This window comes from Streptomyces sp. Ag109_O5-10, from assembly GCF_900105755.1.
Taxonomy (GTDB): Bacteria; Actinomycetota; Actinomycetes; order Streptomycetales; family Streptomycetaceae; genus Streptomyces.
The window spans coordinates 4,184,013-4,201,129 of the sequence record NZ_FNTQ01000001.1 but is presented as its reverse complement, the minus strand read 5'-3'; the positions used below and the strand labels follow the sequence as shown (position 1 = coordinate 4,201,129).

Annotated in this window: 7 protein-coding genes and 1 tRNA gene; all 8 read left to right on the top strand. The window is 71.8% G+C overall.

All coding sequences use genetic code 11. The features are described 5' to 3' along the window. The first annotated feature begins 34 nt into the window (after positions 1-34). Positions 35-1,564: a DUF7059 domain-containing protein gene (locus BLW82_RS19175; protein WP_177232997.1), complete on the top strand. Its 1,530-nt coding sequence runs from the start codon at positions 35-37 to the stop codon at positions 1,562-1,564. Positions 1,565-1,891: 327 nt separating this feature from the next. Next, positions 1,892-2,089, top strand: coding sequence for a hypothetical protein (locus tag BLW82_RS19170; RefSeq protein WP_093500112.1), 198 nt, complete (start codon positions 1,892-1,894; stop codon positions 2,087-2,089). Positions 2,090-2,344: 255 nt separating this feature from the next. Continuing rightward, a complete protein-coding gene (topA, locus tag BLW82_RS19165) occupies positions 2,345-5,179 on the top strand; it encodes a type I DNA topoisomerase (RefSeq protein WP_093500110.1) in 2,835 nt (944 codons plus the stop codon). A gap of 338 nt (positions 5,180-5,517) precedes the next feature. Beyond that, on the top strand, positions 5,518-8,796 hold the full coding sequence (gene tmk / locus BLW82_RS19160) for a dTMP kinase (RefSeq protein ID WP_093500108.1): 3,279 nt from the start codon (positions 5,518-5,520) through the stop codon (positions 8,794-8,796). Positions 8,797-9,040: 244 nt separating this feature from the next. Further along, complete coding sequence (locus BLW82_RS19155) at positions 9,041-10,246, top strand: DNA polymerase III subunit delta' (RefSeq protein ID WP_093500106.1); 1,206 nt, start codon at positions 9,041-9,043, stop codon at positions 10,244-10,246. Between the two features lie 109 nt (positions 10,247-10,355). Further along, a complete protein-coding gene (locus tag BLW82_RS19150) occupies positions 10,356-11,966 on the top strand; it encodes an alpha/beta hydrolase (protein ID WP_093500104.1) in 1,611 nt (536 codons plus the stop codon). A gap of 106 nt (positions 11,967-12,072) precedes the next feature. Then, positions 12,073-12,149: transfer RNA gene (locus tag BLW82_RS19145), tRNA-Thr, on the top strand. Positions 12,150-12,721: 572 nt separating this feature from the next. Next, positions 12,722-17,032 (top strand): LamG-like jellyroll fold domain-containing protein, encoded by a 4,311-nt coding sequence (locus BLW82_RS19140; protein ID WP_371131353.1) that lies wholly within the window; start codon positions 12,722-12,724, stop codon positions 17,030-17,032. Positions 17,033-17,117 lie beyond the last annotated feature (85 nt).

Here is a 17,117-nt window from a genome sequence, read left to right as displayed (position 1 = left end):
CTGAGCCCGTGGCCGGGCCTGGCCGCGGGCCACAATGGAGGGCGTGACTGACTCCGGCCTCGCCACCCTGCCCGCCTCCGACCGCCCCGACGTCGCCGCCCGGCTGCGCACCGCCCTGCTGGGCGCCTCCTTCACCGCCGACGGCCTGCTCGACCTGCTCGGCGCGCCCGCCTACGCGGCGCTGGCCCGCAGCGAGACGGTGCCCGCGCTGCGCGCGACCCGCGGGGACACGCCCCTGGAGACGCTCGTCCGGCTGTTCCTCCTCCAGCAGCCCGTGCCGCACGCGCGCGTGGCCGGCGCCCTGCCCGTCGACGACCTCCTGGACAGCGGCTGGCTGACCCGCGCGGGCGGCGACGAGGTCGCGGCCACCGTGGACGTACGGCCGTACGGCGGGCCCGACGGCGAGGACTGGTTCATCGTCTCCGACCTCGGATGTGCCGTCGGCGGCGCGGGCGGCATCGGCCGGGGGCACGAAGAAGTCGTCCTCGGGGTCGGCGGCGCGTCCACGACCCTCGCCGGCATCACCGTCCGCACGCCCGTCGCCGCCGCCCTCGACCTCGGCACCGGCTCCGGGATCCAGGCATTGCACGCGGCCCAGCACGCCACCCGGGTGACGGCGACCGACGTCAACCCGCGCGCGCTGCACATCACGGCGCTCACGCTGGCGCTCTCCGGCGCACCGGCGGCCGACCTGCGCGAGGGCTCGCTCTTCGAGCCGGTCAAGGAAGGGGAGACGTTCGATCTGATCGTCTCCAACCCGCCGTTCGTGATCTCTCCCGGCGCCCGGCTGACCTACCGGGACGGCGGGATGAGCGGGGACGATCTGTGCCGCTCGCTCGTTCAACAGGCCGGGGAGCGGCTGAACGAGGGCGGGTTCGCGCAGTTCCTCGCCAACTGGCAGCACGTCGCGGGGGAGGACTGGCAGGACAGGGTCAGGTCGTGGGTGCCGCGCGACTGCGACGCGTGGATCGTGCAGCGCGAGGTGCAGGACGTCAACCAGTACGCCGAGCTGTGGCTCAGGGACTCGGGCGACCACCGCGGGGACCCGGCGGAGTACCAGGCGCGGTACGACGCGTGGCTCGACGAGTTCGAGGCGCGGAAGGTGAAGGGGGTGGGATTCGGCTGGATCACGCTGCGCAGGACGGGCGCCGCCGTGCCCTCGGTCACCGTCGAGGAGTGGCCGCATCCGATCGAACAGCCGCTCGGCGAGACGATCCGCGCGCACTTCGACCGCCTCGACTACCTCCGTGACCACGACGACGCGGATCTTCTGGAGAGCCACTTCAGGCTCGCCGTCGAGGTGGTCCAGGAGCAGGTCGGGCTGCCCGGCGCCGAGGACCCGGAGCACGTGGTGCTGCGCCAGCACCGCGGGATGCGCCGCGCGACCAAGGTGGACACGGTGGGCGCCGGGTTCGCCGGGGTGTGCGACGGCACGCTGAGCGCCGGGCGGATTCTCGACGCCATCGCGCAACTGACCGGCGAGGACCCGGTATTGCTGCGCGATCGCACGCCCGCGCAGATTCGGCTGCTGGTGGAGCAGGGGTTCCTGGATCCGGCCGTCTGACGGACCGGAAGACGCGCCCGGCCACCGAGCGGGGCGGGCCGGGGACGACCCGTGGGCGGGCCTGCGGGACACGCCGGAGAAGACACCGGAGAAAAAAAGGCCGGAAAAATCTGGCCGGAACGTTCGCCCGGCCTTCCAGCGGCGGTCCACTGACGGTCCATCGGCGGTCCGCTGCCTGTTCGCCCTTCGTCCGCCGATCTGATGTTCGATGGCGTTCCGGCCGCCCGTTCACCCCGACTTCGCCCCTCGGTCTCCCGCCCGCCGCCCGTACGTGCCAGTCTCCGGGCGCTGGGCAGTGACGGGCGGCAGGGAAGGGGGGCGTGGGTCATGGAGAGCGCACCGGCGATCTTCGCGGGGGCGGTGTTCGCCCTGTTCGGAGGAGCGCTGCTGGTGTGGACCGGCGTCCGGCTCCGGCGTGGCGAACCCGTCGCCCAGGGTGTGAGTCAGGTCGCATCGGCGACCCTCGCGAGCCTCGCCGCGGTGATCGCGCTGGGCCTCGCCGCGTACTGCCTGACCCGCCTGTAAAGGGTCCCCTCCGGTAATCGGAGCATCACGCTCCGGACAGGGCCCGGCGGGCGACCGGGGACTCCGGGCGGCAGGAATGGCGGTAGTCGGGTTACCGTTCGAGTGGCCGTTGTGGGCTTTTCCCGTTTGACACGGGGGCGGGATGTACCGTCACACTCCGCAGCGTCACCAAGTGAGCGGGCGTCCCTGCCCGTGCCACGACCCCGGGAGCAAGGCCTGGGGAGGCCCCAGCGTCGACCGGAGAGAAGAGCGAAGTTGTCCCCGACCAGCGAGACCGCAGAGGGCGGCCGCCGACTCGTCATCGTCGAGTCCCCTGCCAAGGCGAAGACGATCAAGGGCTATCTGGGCCCCGGATACGTCGTCGAAGCGAGCGTCGGGCACATCCGTGACCTTCCCAACGGCGCCGCGGAGGTGCCCGAGCAGTACACCGGCGAGGTCCGGCGCCTCGGCGTGGACGTCGAGCACGACTTCCAGCCCATCTATGTGATCAACGCCGACAAAAAGGCGCAGGTCAAGAAGCTCAAGGACCTGCTGAAGGAGTCCGACGAGCTCTTCCTCGCCACCGATGAGGACCGCGAGGGCGAGGCCATCGCCTGGCACCTGCAGGAAGTCCTCAAGCCGAAGATCCCCGTCAAGCGGATGGTCTTCCACGAGATCACCAAGGACGCGATCCGGGCCGCCGTCGCCAACCCGCGCCAGCTCAACCAGAAGCTCGTCGACGCCCAGGAGACCCGCCGCATCCTCGACCGCCTCTACGGCTACGAGGTCTCGCCGGTCCTGTGGAAGAAGGTCATGCCGCGCCTGTCGGCCGGCCGTGTCCAGTCCGTGGCGACCCGGCTCGTGGTGGAGCGGGAGCGGGAGCGCATCGCGTTCCGGTCCGCCGAGTACTGGGACCTGACCGGCACCTTCGGGACCGGCCGGGCCGGTGACCCGAGCGACCCGTCGTCCCTGGTCGCCCGCCTGCAGGCCGTCGACGGCAAGCGGGTCGCACAGGGCCGCGACTTCGACTCGCTCGGACAGCTCAAGACCGCGAACACCCTGCACCTCGACGAGGCGAACGCCCGCGCGCTCGCCGCCGCCCTGGAGGACACCCGGTTCTCGGTCCGCTCGGTCGAGTCCAAGCCGTACCGCCGGTCGCCCTACGCCCCGTTCCGTACGACGACGCTCCAGCAGGAGGCCTCGCGCAAGCTCGGCTTCGGCGCGAAGGCCACCATGCAGGTGGCCCAGAAGCTGTACGAGAACGGCTACATCACGTACATGCGTACCGACTCCACGACGCTGAGCGAGACCGCTGTCGCGGCCGCCCGCGCCCAGGTCACGCAGCTCTACGGTGCCGACTATCTGCCCTCGGCCCCGCGGACGTACGCCGCGAAGGTCAAGAACGCGCAGGAGGCGCACGAGGCGATCCGCCCCTCGGGTGACCGTTTCCGCACCCCCGCCGAGACCGGACTCACCGGTGACCAGTTCAAGCTCTACGAGCTGATCTGGAAGCGGACCGTCGCCTCCCAGATGAAGGACGCGACCGGCAACAGTGTGACGGTCAAGATCGGTGGCACCGCCGCCGACGGCCGGGACGTCGAGTTCAGCGCCTCCGGCAAGACGATCACCTTCCACGGCTTCCTCAAGGCCTACGTCGAGGGTGCCGACGACCCGAACGCCGAGCTGGACGACCGCGAGCGCCGGCTGCCCCAGGTCGCCGAGGGCGACCCGCTGTCCGCCGAGCAGATCACGGTCGACGGGCACGCCACCAAGCCCCCGGCCCGCTACACCGAGGCCTCGCTGGTCAAGGAGTTGGAAGAGCGCGAGATCGGCCGCCCGTCGACGTACGCGTCGATCATCGGCACGATCCTGGACCGCGGCTACGTCTTCAAGAAGGGCACGGCCCTCGTGCCGTCCTTCCTCTCCTTCGCCGTGGTCAACCTGCTGGAGAAGCACTTCGGCCGGCTGGTCGACTACGACTTCACCGCGCGCATGGAGGACGACCTCGACCGCATCGCCGCAGGTCAGGCGCAGGCCGTGCCGTGGCTGAAGCGCTTCTACTTCGGCGAGGGCGGCGAGGACACCGCCACCGGCGGCGCGGCCGACGCCGGCAACGGCGACGGGGACCACCTCGGCGGCCTCAAGGAGCTGGTGACCGACCTGGGCGCGATCGACGCGCGCGAGGTGTCGTCGTTCCCGGTGGGCAACAACATCGTGCTGCGGGTCGGCCGCTACGGCCCGTACATCGAGCGCGGCGAGAAGGACTCCGAGGGCCACCAGCGCGCCGACGTGCCGGAGGACCTGGCCCCCGACGAGCTCTCCGTCGAGCTCGCGGAGGAGCTGCTCGCCAAGCCGAGCGGCGACTTCGAGCTGGGCGCCGACCCGGAGACGGGCCACCAGATCATCGCCCGGGACGGCCGCTACGGCCCGTACGTCACCGAGGTGCTCCCCGAGGGCACCCCGAAGACCGGCAAGAACGCGGTCAAGCCGCGCACGGCCTCGCTCTTCAAGACCATGTCCCTGGACACGGTCACGCTGGCGGACGCGCTGAAGCTGATGTCGCTGCCGCGTGTCGTCGGCACCGACGCCGAGGGCCAGGAGATCACCGCGCAGAACGGGCGCTACGGGCCGTACCTGAAGAAGGGCACGGACTCGCGTTCGCTCACCTCCGAGGACCAGCTCTTCACGATCACCCTCGAAGAGGCGCTGCAGATCTACTCCCAGCCCAAGCAGCGCGGCCGGGCCGCCGCCAAGCCGCCGCTGAAGGAGCTGGGCACCGACCCGGTCAGCGAGAAGCCGGTGGTGGTGAAGGACGGTCGCTTCGGGCCGTACGTCACCGACGGGGAGACCAACGCGACGCTGCGCTCCGGCGACAGCGTCGAGACGATCACCCCGGAGCGCGGCTACGAGCTGCTCGCCGAGAAGCGGGCCAAGGCGCCCGCCAAGAAGACGGCGAAGAAGGCGCCCGCGAAGAAGACCGCGGCCGCCAAGAAGGCCGCACCGGCGAAGAAGACGGCGGCCAAGAAGACCGCCGCCAAGAAGACGACGACGGCCGCGAAGAAGGCGCCCGCCAAGAAGGCGACGGCCTCCAAGACGACCGCGGAGGACTGAGCCCGGCTCGTCTGCCGGGCGGGCGCCTTCTCCGCGGAGGACTGGGCCGGACGTCCCCGGCTCCGTCCGGGCGTCCTCGGCTCCGGCTGGGCGTCCGGGGTCTTGCTTCGGGCGTCCAGGGTCCGATTTCGGGCGTCCCCGGCTCCGGCTTCGGGCGTCCGAGGTCCGATTTCGGGCGTCCCCGGCTCCGGCTTCGGGTGCCCCGGAAGGCTGAGGCGCCCTCAGGTGTCCTCACATCGGCTTCGCATTGTGCACGCCCCGGCATCAACTTGGTGTCGGGGCGTGCGTAGCCGGGGACGTCGCCGCGGGCTGTCGGTGGCTGCCGATAGGCTGAAAGCATGACGCGAGCCGAGCAACCAACGGCCCCCCAGACAGATCCGGACGACGCGCTGGTAGCGGATTCCCGCGAGCGCGCCGTCCGCTCGCTGCTGCGCCGACCCGAACTGAGGCGGTTGTGGAGCGCCCAGCTCGTGAGCGGGATCGGCGACAGCCTGGCGTTGCTGGTGCTTGTCGTGCTCACGCTCCAGGCAGCCGTGGCCCAGGGCTCCTTCGGCGGCGGCTACCGCGGTGCGGCGCTCGCGGTGGCGGTCGTCTTCGGGGTGCGCATTCTCGCCACCCTTCTCTTCGGCGCGGTCCTGCTGGGCCCGCTCACCACGCTGACCGCGCAGGACGGCCCGCTCGACCGCCGCTGGACCATGGTCGGCGCCGACGGCCTGCGCACGGTCCTGCTGATCATCGCGCCCCTGTGGATCGACTGGACCCCGGCGAACGCCCTGACGCTCGTCCTCGCGACGGCCTTCGTCACCGGGGTCGCCGAGCGCTTCTGGACCGTCTGCCGGGAGAGCGCGGCCCCGGCGCTGCTGCCCGCCCCGCCCCCGGAGGGCGCCACGGTACGACCGCTGCCCGACCACCTGGACGCCCTGCGCCGCCTCTCGCTGCGGACGACGTTCCTCACGGTCCCGCTCGCGGCCGCCGCCCTGGTCGTCGCGTCGCTGGTCAACAACCTGCTGGGCACGGGCATCGCCTGGTTCGCCCAGCACCAGGCGGCCCTCGGCTCGTACCTGGCGGCGGGCCTGTTCGCCGCGTCCCTCTCGGTGCTGGTCTACCTGGAGGTGCCCGGCACCCGCACCCCGCGCGCGCGGTCGCCGCTGGAGGGCCTGCGCCGCCCCAAGACCACCGACGGCGCCGACACCGGCCGCACCGGAGCCATCCCGCTCCTCGTGCTGGCCTGCGCCGCGATCGCCGGTGCCATCTCCGCCGCCGTCGCCGTCTGCGTGCTGCATGCCAGGGACCTGGGCGGCGGCCCGGTCCTGTACGGCCTGCTGGTGCTCGCCCTGACCGGCGGGGTCGCCGTCGGCATCCGTACGGCGCCCGCGCTGCTCCCGACGCTCTCCCGCCGCCGCCTGCTGTCCCTGGCGATCGCCTTCACCGGCATCGCGTTGCTGGCCGCGGGCCTGGTTCCCGACGTCACCACCGTGCTCCTGATCGTCGCGCTGGCCGGCATCGGCGCGGGCGTGGCCGCGAACACCGGGCACACCCTGCTCGACCAGGAGACCGAGGACTCCCGCCGGATCCGTACGACCGAACACCTGCACGCGGTGGTCCGGGTCGCCATAGCGCTCGGCGCGCTGGTCGCCCCCCTGGTGGCCGCGCTGATCGGACCGCACCGCCTGGAGAACGGCAAGTTCGTGTTCGCGCACGGCGGCGCCGCGTTCACCCTGATGCTGGTCGGCGCGCTGCTGCTGCCGGTGGCCGCGGTGGTGCTCGCCAAGGTCGACGACCGCGCGGGCGTACCGCTCCGGCACGACCTGCGGGACGCGCTGCTCGGCGGCGACGACCCGGCGCAGACACCCACGGCCAATGGTTTCTTCATCGCCCTGGAGGGCGGCGACGGCGCCGGCAAGTCCACCCAGGCCGAGGCCCTCGCCGAGTGGATCCGGGCCAAGGGCCACGAGGTCGTCCTCACCCGCGAACCCGGCGCCACCCCGGTCGGCAAGCGGCTGCGCTCGATCCTCCTCGACGTCTCCTCCGCCGGCCTGTCGCACCGCGCGGAGGCCCTGCTGTACGCGGCCGACCGCGCGGAGCACGTCGACACCGTCGTCCGGCCCGCCCTGGGGCGCGGCGCGGTCGTCATCTCCGACCGGTACATCGACTCCTCCGTCGCCTACCAGGGCGCGGGCCGCGACCTCTCCCCGACCGAGGTCGCCCGCATCAACCGCTGGGCGACAGCCGGCCTCGTCCCGCACCTGACCGTCCTGCTGGACGTGGAGCCCGAGACCGCCCGCGAGCGGTTCACCGAGGCGCCCGACCGGCTGGAGTCCGAGCCCGCCGAGTTCCACGCGCGCGTGCGGGCCGGCTTCCTCACCCTTGCCGCCTCCGACCCCGGCCGCTACCTGGTGGTCGACGCCGGCCAGGAGCCCGAGTCGGTCACCACCGTCATCCGGGCCCGGCTCGACACCGTGCTGCCGCTCTCCGAGGCTGAGATCAAGGCCGCCGAGGAGGCCCGCAAGGCCGCCGAGGAGGAGGCCCGGCGCAAGGCGGAGCTGGAGGCCGCGCGCAAGGCCGAGGAGGAGCGCGTCGAACGCGAGCGTCAGGAACAGCTCGCCAAGCTCCGTGCCGAGGAGGAGGAGCGCAAGCGCCGCGAGCTGGAGGAGGCGCAGCGCCGCGAGGCCGAACGGCAGGCGGAGGAGGCCCGGCTGCGTGCCGAGGAGGCCCGTCGCCGTGCCGAGGAGGAGCAGGCCCGGCTGCTCGCCGAGGAGAATGCCCGCGCGGAGGCCGAGGCCCGCCGCAAGGCCGAGGAGGAACAGCGCCGCAGGCAGGCCGAGGAAGAGGCCCGGCTGCACGCCGAGGCCGAGGAACGGCGGCTGGAGAAGCAGCGCAAGGCCGAGGAGGCCCTCCTCAAGGCCGAGCAGGCGCGGCGCGCCGCGGCGGAGGCGGCGGCAGCGGCCGACGTGGCCGCCCAGCAGTCCGCCGCACGGCAGCCGACGGCGCCGGGCGTCACACCGGAGGCGGCGACCATGCCGACGCCGGTGGTGAAGCCGGACGTCCGGGCCGACGAGACGAAGGTGCTGCGTCCGGTACGGTACGAGCGGGCACCCGCGGCCCACGAGTCCGACGCCGAGGTGACGGCACAACTGCCGCAGCCGCCGGTGGGGCCCGCGGGCGCGGCTGACGAGACGGCGGTGCTGCCGCCGGTAACGTCGGGCGCCGCGGACGAGACGGCGGTGCTGCCCCCCGTGGGCGCGGCCGACGAGACGGCCGTGCTGCCTCCGGTGCCGCCGGGCGCCGCGGACGAGACCGCCGTGCTGCCTCCCGTGCGGGACGGCGCCGGGGCGCCCGCCGACGGCCCGGCGGACCGGATGCCGCCCGGCTTCTTCCGGGACGAGCGGGCGGGCGGGAACCCCGACGGCTCCCAGGACCGCACCCGCGAGATGCCACAGGTCGACGCGGACGGCGCCGCCGAGGACCAGGCGCCGCGCCGGCGCCCCCGGCCCGACTGGGCCGAGGAGACCCCGCTGGACGATCTGCCGTCGCTGGCGGACGAGCTGCTGGGGTCGTACGAGGAGCCGGACTACGACGACGAGGGTGGCCGTCGGGGTCGCGGCCGGCGCGGCTGAAGGCGCGGCTGACAGCTCGGGTGCAGGCGGGGGGCGGTGCGGGTCGGGATGCCGGCCGGCGCCGCCCCCCGTTGTCAGTGGGCACCCGCACAATGGAGTCCGGACCGCGAAACCGGTGGAATCCGACGTCGGAAGCCGGAGCGCCGGATCTTCGAACCGGCGTGTGGCGACTCGACATGACGACCATGACCAACATGACGAGCATGATGACCATGACGAGCATGACGAAAGGGCGGCGTGACCCATGACCGTGTGGGACGACCTCGTCGGGCAGGAGCGGGTGAGTGAGGTGCTCACCGCCGCCGCCCGGGACGCCGACGCCCTCGTCACCGCCGCCGCGACCGACCAGCCGCCACCGGAGTCGTCGAAGATGACCCACGCCTGGCTGTTCACCGGCCCGCCCGGCGCCGGCCGCAACCGGACGGCGCGGGCCTTCGCCGCCGCCCTCCAGTGCGTGAGCCCCGACCGTGCGCTGGGCGGCGTCCCCGGCTGCGGCTTCTGCGACGGCTGCCACACCGCGCTCGTCGGCACCCACGCGGACGTCACCACGGTCGCCGCCGTCGGCGCCGAGATCCTGGTCAAGGACATGCGCGACACGGTCCGCAAGTCGTACACCTCCCCGGCGACCGGACGGTGGCAGATCATCCTGGTCGAGGACGCCGAGCGGCTGAACGAGAAGTCGGCCAACGCCGTCCTCAAGGCCGTCGAGGAGCCCGCCCCCCGCACGGTCTGGCTGCTCTGCGCGCCCTCGCTGGAGGACGTGCTGCCCACGATCCGCTCCCGCTGCCGCCACCTGAACCTGCGCACGCCCTCCGTGGACGCGGTCGCCGACATGCTCGTCCGCCGCGAGGGCGTCGAGCCCGAGGTGGCCGCGGCCGCCGCCCGGGCCACCCAGGGGCACGTCGACCGGGCCCGCCGACTGGCCACCGACCCGGCAGCCCGCGAGCGCCGCGCGGCCGTGCTGAAGCTGCCGCTGCGGCTGGACGAGATCGGCGCGTGCCTGAAGGCCGCCCAGGAGCTGGTGGACGCGGCGGCGGAGGACGCCAAGCAGCTCGCCGAGGAGATGGACGGCAAGGAGACCGAGGAGCTGAAGGCGGCGCTCGGCGCGGCCCAGGGCGGGCGTCTGCCGCGCGGCACGGCAGGCGTGATGAAGGACCTGGAGGACATGCAGAAGCGCCGCCGCACCAGGACCCAGCGCGACAGCCTCGACGTCGCCCTCACCGACCTGACCGGTTTCTACCGCGACGTCCTCGCGCTCCAGCTGGGTTCCAGGGTCGCGATCGCCAACGCGGACGCCGGGGACCTTCTGGAGCGGCTGGCCCGTGCCGGCTCGCCCGAGGCCACGCTGCGCCGGATCGAGGCGATCGCGGCCTGCCGGGACGCCCTCGACCGGAACGTGGCGCCGCTGCTGGCGGTGGAGGCGATGACGATGGCGCTCAGAGCGGGCTGACGGCGGAATCCGACGCCCTGAACGTGCATGGCGTTGACCGGGGTCACCCGTACGAGCCACAGTCGCCGCGCACGGCACGGAGATCATTTTCCGGCGTTACGCTCGATTGATGCACATCAGGCGAATCACCCGCCGGACCCCAATTCGATCCCGGGCCCATACCCGGACGATGGCGGCCGCCCTGCTCTCGGCCGCCGCCCTGCTCGCCTCCGCGTGCTCCTCCGCCGGGAGCGCGTCGACGTCGGCGTCCACGTCGGCCGACCCCGCCCAGCTGGCCGCGCTGCCCCGCTCGACACCGTCCGCGCTGGCGCCGTACTACGACCAGAAGCTCACCTGGCGGGACTGCGGCGTCCCCGGTTTCCAGTGCACGACGATGAAGGCCCCGCTGGACTACGCCGAGCCCGGCGCGGGTGACGTCCGGCTGGCGGTCGCCCGCAAGAAGGCCACCGGCAAGGCGAAGCCGCTGGGATCGCTGCTGGTCAACCCCGGCGGGCCGGGCGGCTCGGCGGTGGACTACCTCCAGCAGTACGCGGGCGTCGGCTACCCCGCCGAGGTGCGGGCGCGCTACGACATGGTCGCCGTCGACCCGCGCGGAGTCGCCCGCAGCGAGCCCGTCGAGTGCCTGGACGGGCCGCAGATGGACACGTTCACCGAGACCGACGTGACCCCCGACGACCAGCAGGAGACGGACCGCCTGGTCGCGGAGTTCAAGACGTTCGCGGAGGCCTGCGGGAAGCGCTCCGCGCAGCTGCTGCGCCATGTCTCCACCGTCGACTCGGCGCGGGACATGGACATCCTGCGGGCCGCGCTCGGCGACCGGAAGCTTAACTACGTGGGCGCGTCCTACGGCACCTTCCTCGGCGCGACCTACGCCGGCCTGTTCCCGGCACGCGTCGGCCGGATGGTCCTGGACGGCGCGATGAACCCGTCCCTGTCCGCGCGCGAGCTGAACCTCCAGCAGACGGCGGGGTTCGAGACGGCGTTCCAGTCCTTCGCCAGGGACTGCGCGAAGCGCACCGACTGCCCGCTCGGCGACAAGGGCAGCACGCCGACGAAGGTCGCCGACAACCTCGCGACGTTCTTCAAGAAGCTGGACGCGCACCCCGTCCCGACCGGCGACCCGGACGGCCGGAAGCTGACCGAGTCCCTGGGGACGACCGGCGTGATCGCGGCGATGTACGACCAGGCCGAGTGGGAGCGACTGCGCGACGCCCTGCGCACGGCGATGAAGGACAACGACGGCGCGGGCCTGCTCGCCCTCTCCGACAGCTACTACGAGCGGGATGCGGACGGCCGCTACTCGAACCTCATGTTCGCCAACGCCGCGGTGAACTGCCTGGACCTGCCGCCCGCCTTCACCAGCCCCGAGGGGGTCGAGAAGGCACTGCCCGAGTTCGAGAAGGCGTCCCCGGTGTTCGGCCCGAACCTGGCGTGGGCCTCGCTGAACTGCGCGTACTGGCCGGTGCGGGCCACCGGCGAGCCTCGCCGGATCGAGGCGAAGGGCGCCGCCCCCATCGTCGTGGTCGGCACCACCCGCGATCCCGCGACCCCCTACCCCTGGGCCCAGTCCCTGGCCGGCCAGCTCTCCTCGAGCCGCCTGCTCACCTACGTCGGCGACGGCCACACCGCCTATGGCCGGGGCAGCACCTGCATCGATTCCGCGATCGACACCTACCTCCTCGGCGGCACCCCACCGGCGAAGGGAAAGCGCTGCTCATAGCCCTGCGGCCGTCCCCGGAGCCCTGGCTCCGGGGCGGGTACGGAGCACCCCCGGAAACTGTGTAGACTTACCGACGTCGCCGATCGCACCATAGTGCGGGCGACGCGCCGCTTTAGCTCAGATGGCCAGAGCAACGCACTCGTAATGCGTAGGTCTCGGGTTCGAATCCCGAAAGCGGCTCCAACAAAGGCCAGGTCACGGCACACGTGACCTGGCCTTCTTGTTGTTTCGAGGGGTCCGTGCGGCTGTCTTCGTCAGAAGGTGTCGGCGTCCTGGGGTGTGAGTGCCCTGAGCACGGACGCAAGGTGCGTCGTCTTCGCGGGCGGGGACGGAGGCATCACGTTGTGGGATGCCCGGCGTGGCACCTCCCGCGGACGAGGAGGAACCGACCGCGTCGGCCTTCTCCCCCGGAAGAAGCACGCCGGCGGCGGTCTGTGCGCGGCGGGCGCGCATGTGGCGGTACCGCACTTCGACCTGGACGCGACGGACGGACGGTCTGCCGGCCCGAAGCCGGAGGGATCCCCGGCCCCGTGTGTGACCCCCAAGTGGGACATCGGTGTTGGATCCCGGCGAATTCAGGGGGGAAACGTGAAGTATTTCACGACCTGACTTCGCTCGATTGGTAGATCTTGTGCGCTTTATCCCTTCGTAAGGGTCTGGTTAACGAACTGTAAGTACTCATATTTTGCGAGCCGGCCGTTTGATCGAAGACGGCCAGTCGTAGCCCAACAGGGCTCTGTGGGGGAGCAGTTCATATGAATACGCATAGGGGGAGACGCCGACTGCGCACAGTCGGCGTCGTGCTCTCCGCGGCCTTGGTGCTGGCGGCGAGCGCATCCAACGGCGCCATGGCGGTCGCCGACGAGAACGCCGTCACCTCGGCCGACGCCGCCGCCAAGGCCGCCGCCGGTGACGGTACGGGCGAGGATGCCGAGGCGCTGGCCCAGGCCGCGCGCACGGGTAAGCCGGTGGAGATCGTCTCGTTACGCGGTGAGAGCAGCGAGGTGTACGCCACCCCGGAGGGGCACCTGGAGGCCCGGGAGCATCTGCGGCCGGTGCGGACCCGGGTGGACGGCGCATGGCGGGACATCGACACCACACTGATCCGCGGCGCGAACGGAGCGGTGGCGCCCAGGGCGACGACCGTCGGTCTGACGTTCTCCGGCGGGGGTTCGTCCCCGCTGGTGCGGATGACGAAGAACGGTCGTGCACTGGCGCTCTCCTGGCCCGAGGACCTGCCCTCCCCCGAGCTGAGCGGGAACACCGCCACCTATCCGGACGTCCTGCCCGGTGTCGATCTGCGGATGACGGCGCAGCAGGACAGCTTCACCCAGCTCCTGGTCGTCAAGTCGGCCGAGGCCGCGGCGAGTGCCGAACTGAACCAACTGCGGCTGAAGCTGGACGCCGACGGCATGCAGGTCGAGGAGACCGCCGACGGCGGTCTGGCAGCGGTCGACCAGGGAGCCGGTAGCGCCGTCTTCGAGGCTCCCCGCCCCCTGATGTGGGATTCCAGTACCGAGGCGCCCGCCTCCTCGGCCCGGTCCGGGTCCACTGCCGGATTTGCCCGGACGACGTCGTCCAGCGCCGCACGGAGCTCCGTGGCTGCCACCAGCGCCCCCACCGCCTCCGAGGCCGGCGCAGCGGAGTCCGGCAATGTGGCCCCGGTCGGCGTGGACGTTCCCGCCGCGCAGGACGCCCTGGTCCTGACGCCCGACACCGGCGTGCTCAGGGGCAAGGGCACGGTGTACCCCGTGTTCATCGACCCCCAGTGGTACTCCCCGAAGGCCTCGGCCTGGACGATGGCCTCCAAGTACTGGGCGTCGTCGCCACAGTGGAAGTTCAACGGCGACTCGGACGCGGGCCTCGGGTACTGCAACTGGTCGTACTGTGCGCCGTACGACACCAAGCGGCTCTTCTACCGGATCCCGACCTCGAAGTTCGCCGGGCGGACCGTGCTGCAGGCGGAGTTCGTGGTCCGCAACACCTGGTCGGCGTCCTGCTCCGACCGGAGCGTGGAGCTGTGGCGCACCAAGGACATCTCCTCCTCGACGACCTGGAACTCGCAGGACAACAGCGCCTTCTGGATCGATCACCTGAGGACGGAGTCCTTCGCCTACGGGTACACCGGCTGCGCGGCGAAGGACGCGGAGTTCGACGTGAAGTCCGCGGTGCAGCAGGCCGCCGACAAGAAATGGTCGACGATGACCTTCGGCATGAAGGCGGCGAGCGAGACCGACGGCTACGCCTGGAAGCGGTTCTCGGACGACGCCTATCTGCGCGTCCAGTACAACCGACCGCCGCCGCAGATCAAGATGTCGCAGCTGACCATGGAGTACGGCGGCTCCTGCAAGAGCTCCGCCAGTGCCGCGCGGGTACGCACGCTCGGCAAGATCTACGCCAACGACGTCACCGACCCCGACGGCGACTCCGTCTCGGTGGAGTTCCGGGCGAGCTGGGACACCGGTGACGGCAAGGGCGTCGTCACTCGCTGGAAGTCCGGTCCGACGACGGCGAAGAAGTCCGGCTCCGACTTCGCGATCACGCTGCCGTCCTCCATTCCCGCCAACAAGACGGTCAACTGGTACGTCCACTCCTACGACGGGGCCCAGTACTCGCCGTGGTCGTACACCGGTGACCCGACCGCCTGTTACTTCGTGTACGACACGAGCGTCCCCAAGGCACCCACCATCTCCTCGGCCGTCTACCCGGCCTCCGACCCCGAGGACCCCGACGACCCCTGGTATGACGGAGTCGGCCAGTACGGCGACTTCGTGATCACCGGGGCGGTCTCCGACGTGACGAAGTACTGGTTCGGTCTCAACGGCGACCCGGTCTCGGCCAACACGGTCACCACCTCGGGCGGAGCGGCCAAAACCGTGCCCGTGCTGCCGGTCAGGCCGGGCCTCAACACCTTCACGGCGCGGTCATTCGACTCCGCGGGCAACGGCTCCGAGATCCGCACCTACCAATTCCGGGTCAAGGCGGGGCAGCGCGAACGCGCCGGCTGGGCCATGGACGAGACGGCCGGCGCCACCCAGGTGGCGGGCAGCGCACCGGAACAGACCGCGACCCTGTACAACGGCCCGACGCCGAACGTGGAGGGAAGGTTCGGCAAGGCCGTGCAGTTCGACGGCGTCGACGACTACGCCGCCACGGACATCGCCACCATCAACACCGACGTCAGCTTCTCGGTGTCGGCCTGGGTGAAGCTGTCCGCCATGCCCTCCGGAGCGGCGGTCGTGGCAGCCCAGCGCGGCAACAACGCGCCGGGCTTCGAGCTGTACTACTCCAAGAGCTACGACCGCTGGGTGTTCAACCAGTACAGCGCCGACACCACCGCCGGCACCCCCGTCCGGGCCATGCAGGCCGCCGCGGGCGGGGTCAAGGCGGGGGAGTGGACGCATCTGGTCGGCATCTACGCAGCCGGTGAGAAGCTGCTGAAGCTGTACGTCAACGGTGCGCTCGCCGGCACCACGGCCTACTCCACGGCCTGGAACGCACGGCGCGGCATGGTGATCGGCGGCAGCTTCCTCAACGGCACGCCGACGTCGCCCTTCCCGGGTGCCATCGACGAGGTGAAGACCTTCGAGAAACCCCTGTCGGCGGCCGAGGTGTCGAGCCTGTACAGTACGAACGCGATCGGCGACGGCCGTCCGGCGCGCGCGGTCTTCCACATGGACGACGCCGCCGGCGTGACCGCTCTGAGCGGCCGGGCCGATGCGAACCCCGCGGTCCTCAAGGGCGGCGCCACCACGGGTGCGACCGGAGCGGACGGCAACGCGCTCACCCTGGACGGGACCGACGACTACGCCACCACCGCCGGCCCGCACATCAACACCTCGTACAGCTTCGCGGTATCGGCCTGGGTGAAGCTGGCGAAGACCAAGCCGACCCACGCCGCGACCGTCGCCACGCAGATCGGCACCACGGTGACCGGGCCGGAGCTGTACTACTCCAGCTCCTACGACCGCTGGGTGTTCAACCAGCACAGCGCCGACACCGCCGACTCCACGGTGGTGCGGGCCATGCAGCCCGACGGCACCACCGCGTACGGCGGCGAGTGGACGCATCTGGTCGGTGTGCAGGACACCGAGGCCGGCAAGCTCTCGCTGTACGTCAACGGGACCCTGGCCGGCACCACGACCCTGCCCTCGACCTGGTATGCCGGGGGCGCGGTACAGATCGGCGCCAGCGCGTTCGCGGGCGCGGCCACCTCGTTCTTCCCCGGCCAGATCGACGACGTGCGGCTGTTCGACCGGCCGGTGTCCGCCGGCGAGGTGCAGCAGCTGTTCAAGCAGCGCGCTCTGGTCAAGGGCCGCTGGAAGTTCGAGACGGCCACCGGCACCCCGCTGACCTCGCCCGACGCCTCGTCCTCCGGTAACGCCATGACCCTCTACAACGGTGCCCAGACGGGCTCGGGCTGGGTCGACGGCGCCGTCGCCCTCGACGGCACGGACGACTACGCCGCGGCCTCCGTGGTGCCGGTCGACACCAGCGGCAGCTTCACCGTGAGCGCCTTCGTCCAGGCGGCCGCCACTCCGACCAGTCCGGTCACCGTCATGAGCGCTCCCGGTACCAAGAAGAGCGCGTTCGCGGTGCGCTACGAACCCAGCGCCACCCCGGCCACCGATCCGGGCCGCTGGCGGATCGCCACCGCCGACTCCGACAGTGACTCCGCGACCGTCTCCGACATCGGCAACGGCATGTTCTACAGCCCCACCGACTGGAACCACGTGGCACTCGTCTACGACGGCTTCTCCAAGGAGGTCCGCCTCTACGTCAACGGCGAACTCCAGGAGACCGCCTGCGCCGACGCCGACGACGACGGGGTGCAGGACGACGCGAGCTGCGCCGACACCGTCTCGTGGGCCGACGACGTGCTGACCTACAAGGCGGCGAAGACCTTGCAGCTCGGCCGCGACACCACCGGGAGCACGTCCGGTGGGTACTTCCCCGGATCGCTCTCCGACGTCTGGGTCTTCCAGGGTGCGCTGACCGAGACCCAGATCGATCACCTCGCCGTCGGTATGCCGGGCGTGGAGACCGCCGTCCCCAGCGGCGACTGATCAGCTCAGCCACCGGAAGTGGGGCCCGGCCGCCGCAGTCGGCGGCCGTGCCCCCGCTCCCGGGCCACCTGCCTCGCTCCGCCGT

Excerpts from the sequence above, each read along its gene's own strand:
- BLW82_RS19175 (WP_177232997.1), top strand. The coding sequence starts at position 35 with ATGGAGGGCGTGACTGACTCCGGCCTCGCCACCCTGCCCGCCTCCGAC.
- BLW82_RS19170 (WP_093500112.1), top strand. The coding sequence starts at position 1,892 with ATGGAGAGCGCACCGGCGATCTTCGCGGGGGCGGTGTTCGCCCTGTTC.
- tmk (WP_093500108.1), top strand. The coding sequence starts at position 5,518 with ATGACGCGAGCCGAGCAACCAACGGCCCCCCAGACAGATCCGGACGAC.
- BLW82_RS19155 (WP_093500106.1), top strand. The coding sequence starts at position 9,041 with ATGACCGTGTGGGACGACCTCGTCGGGCAGGAGCGGGTGAGTGAGGTG.
- BLW82_RS19150 (WP_093500104.1), top strand. The coding sequence starts at position 10,356 with ATGCACATCAGGCGAATCACCCGCCGGACCCCAATTCGATCCCGGGCC.
- BLW82_RS19140 (WP_371131353.1), top strand. The coding sequence starts at position 12,722 with ATGAATACGCATAGGGGGAGACGCCGACTGCGCACAGTCGGCGTCGTG.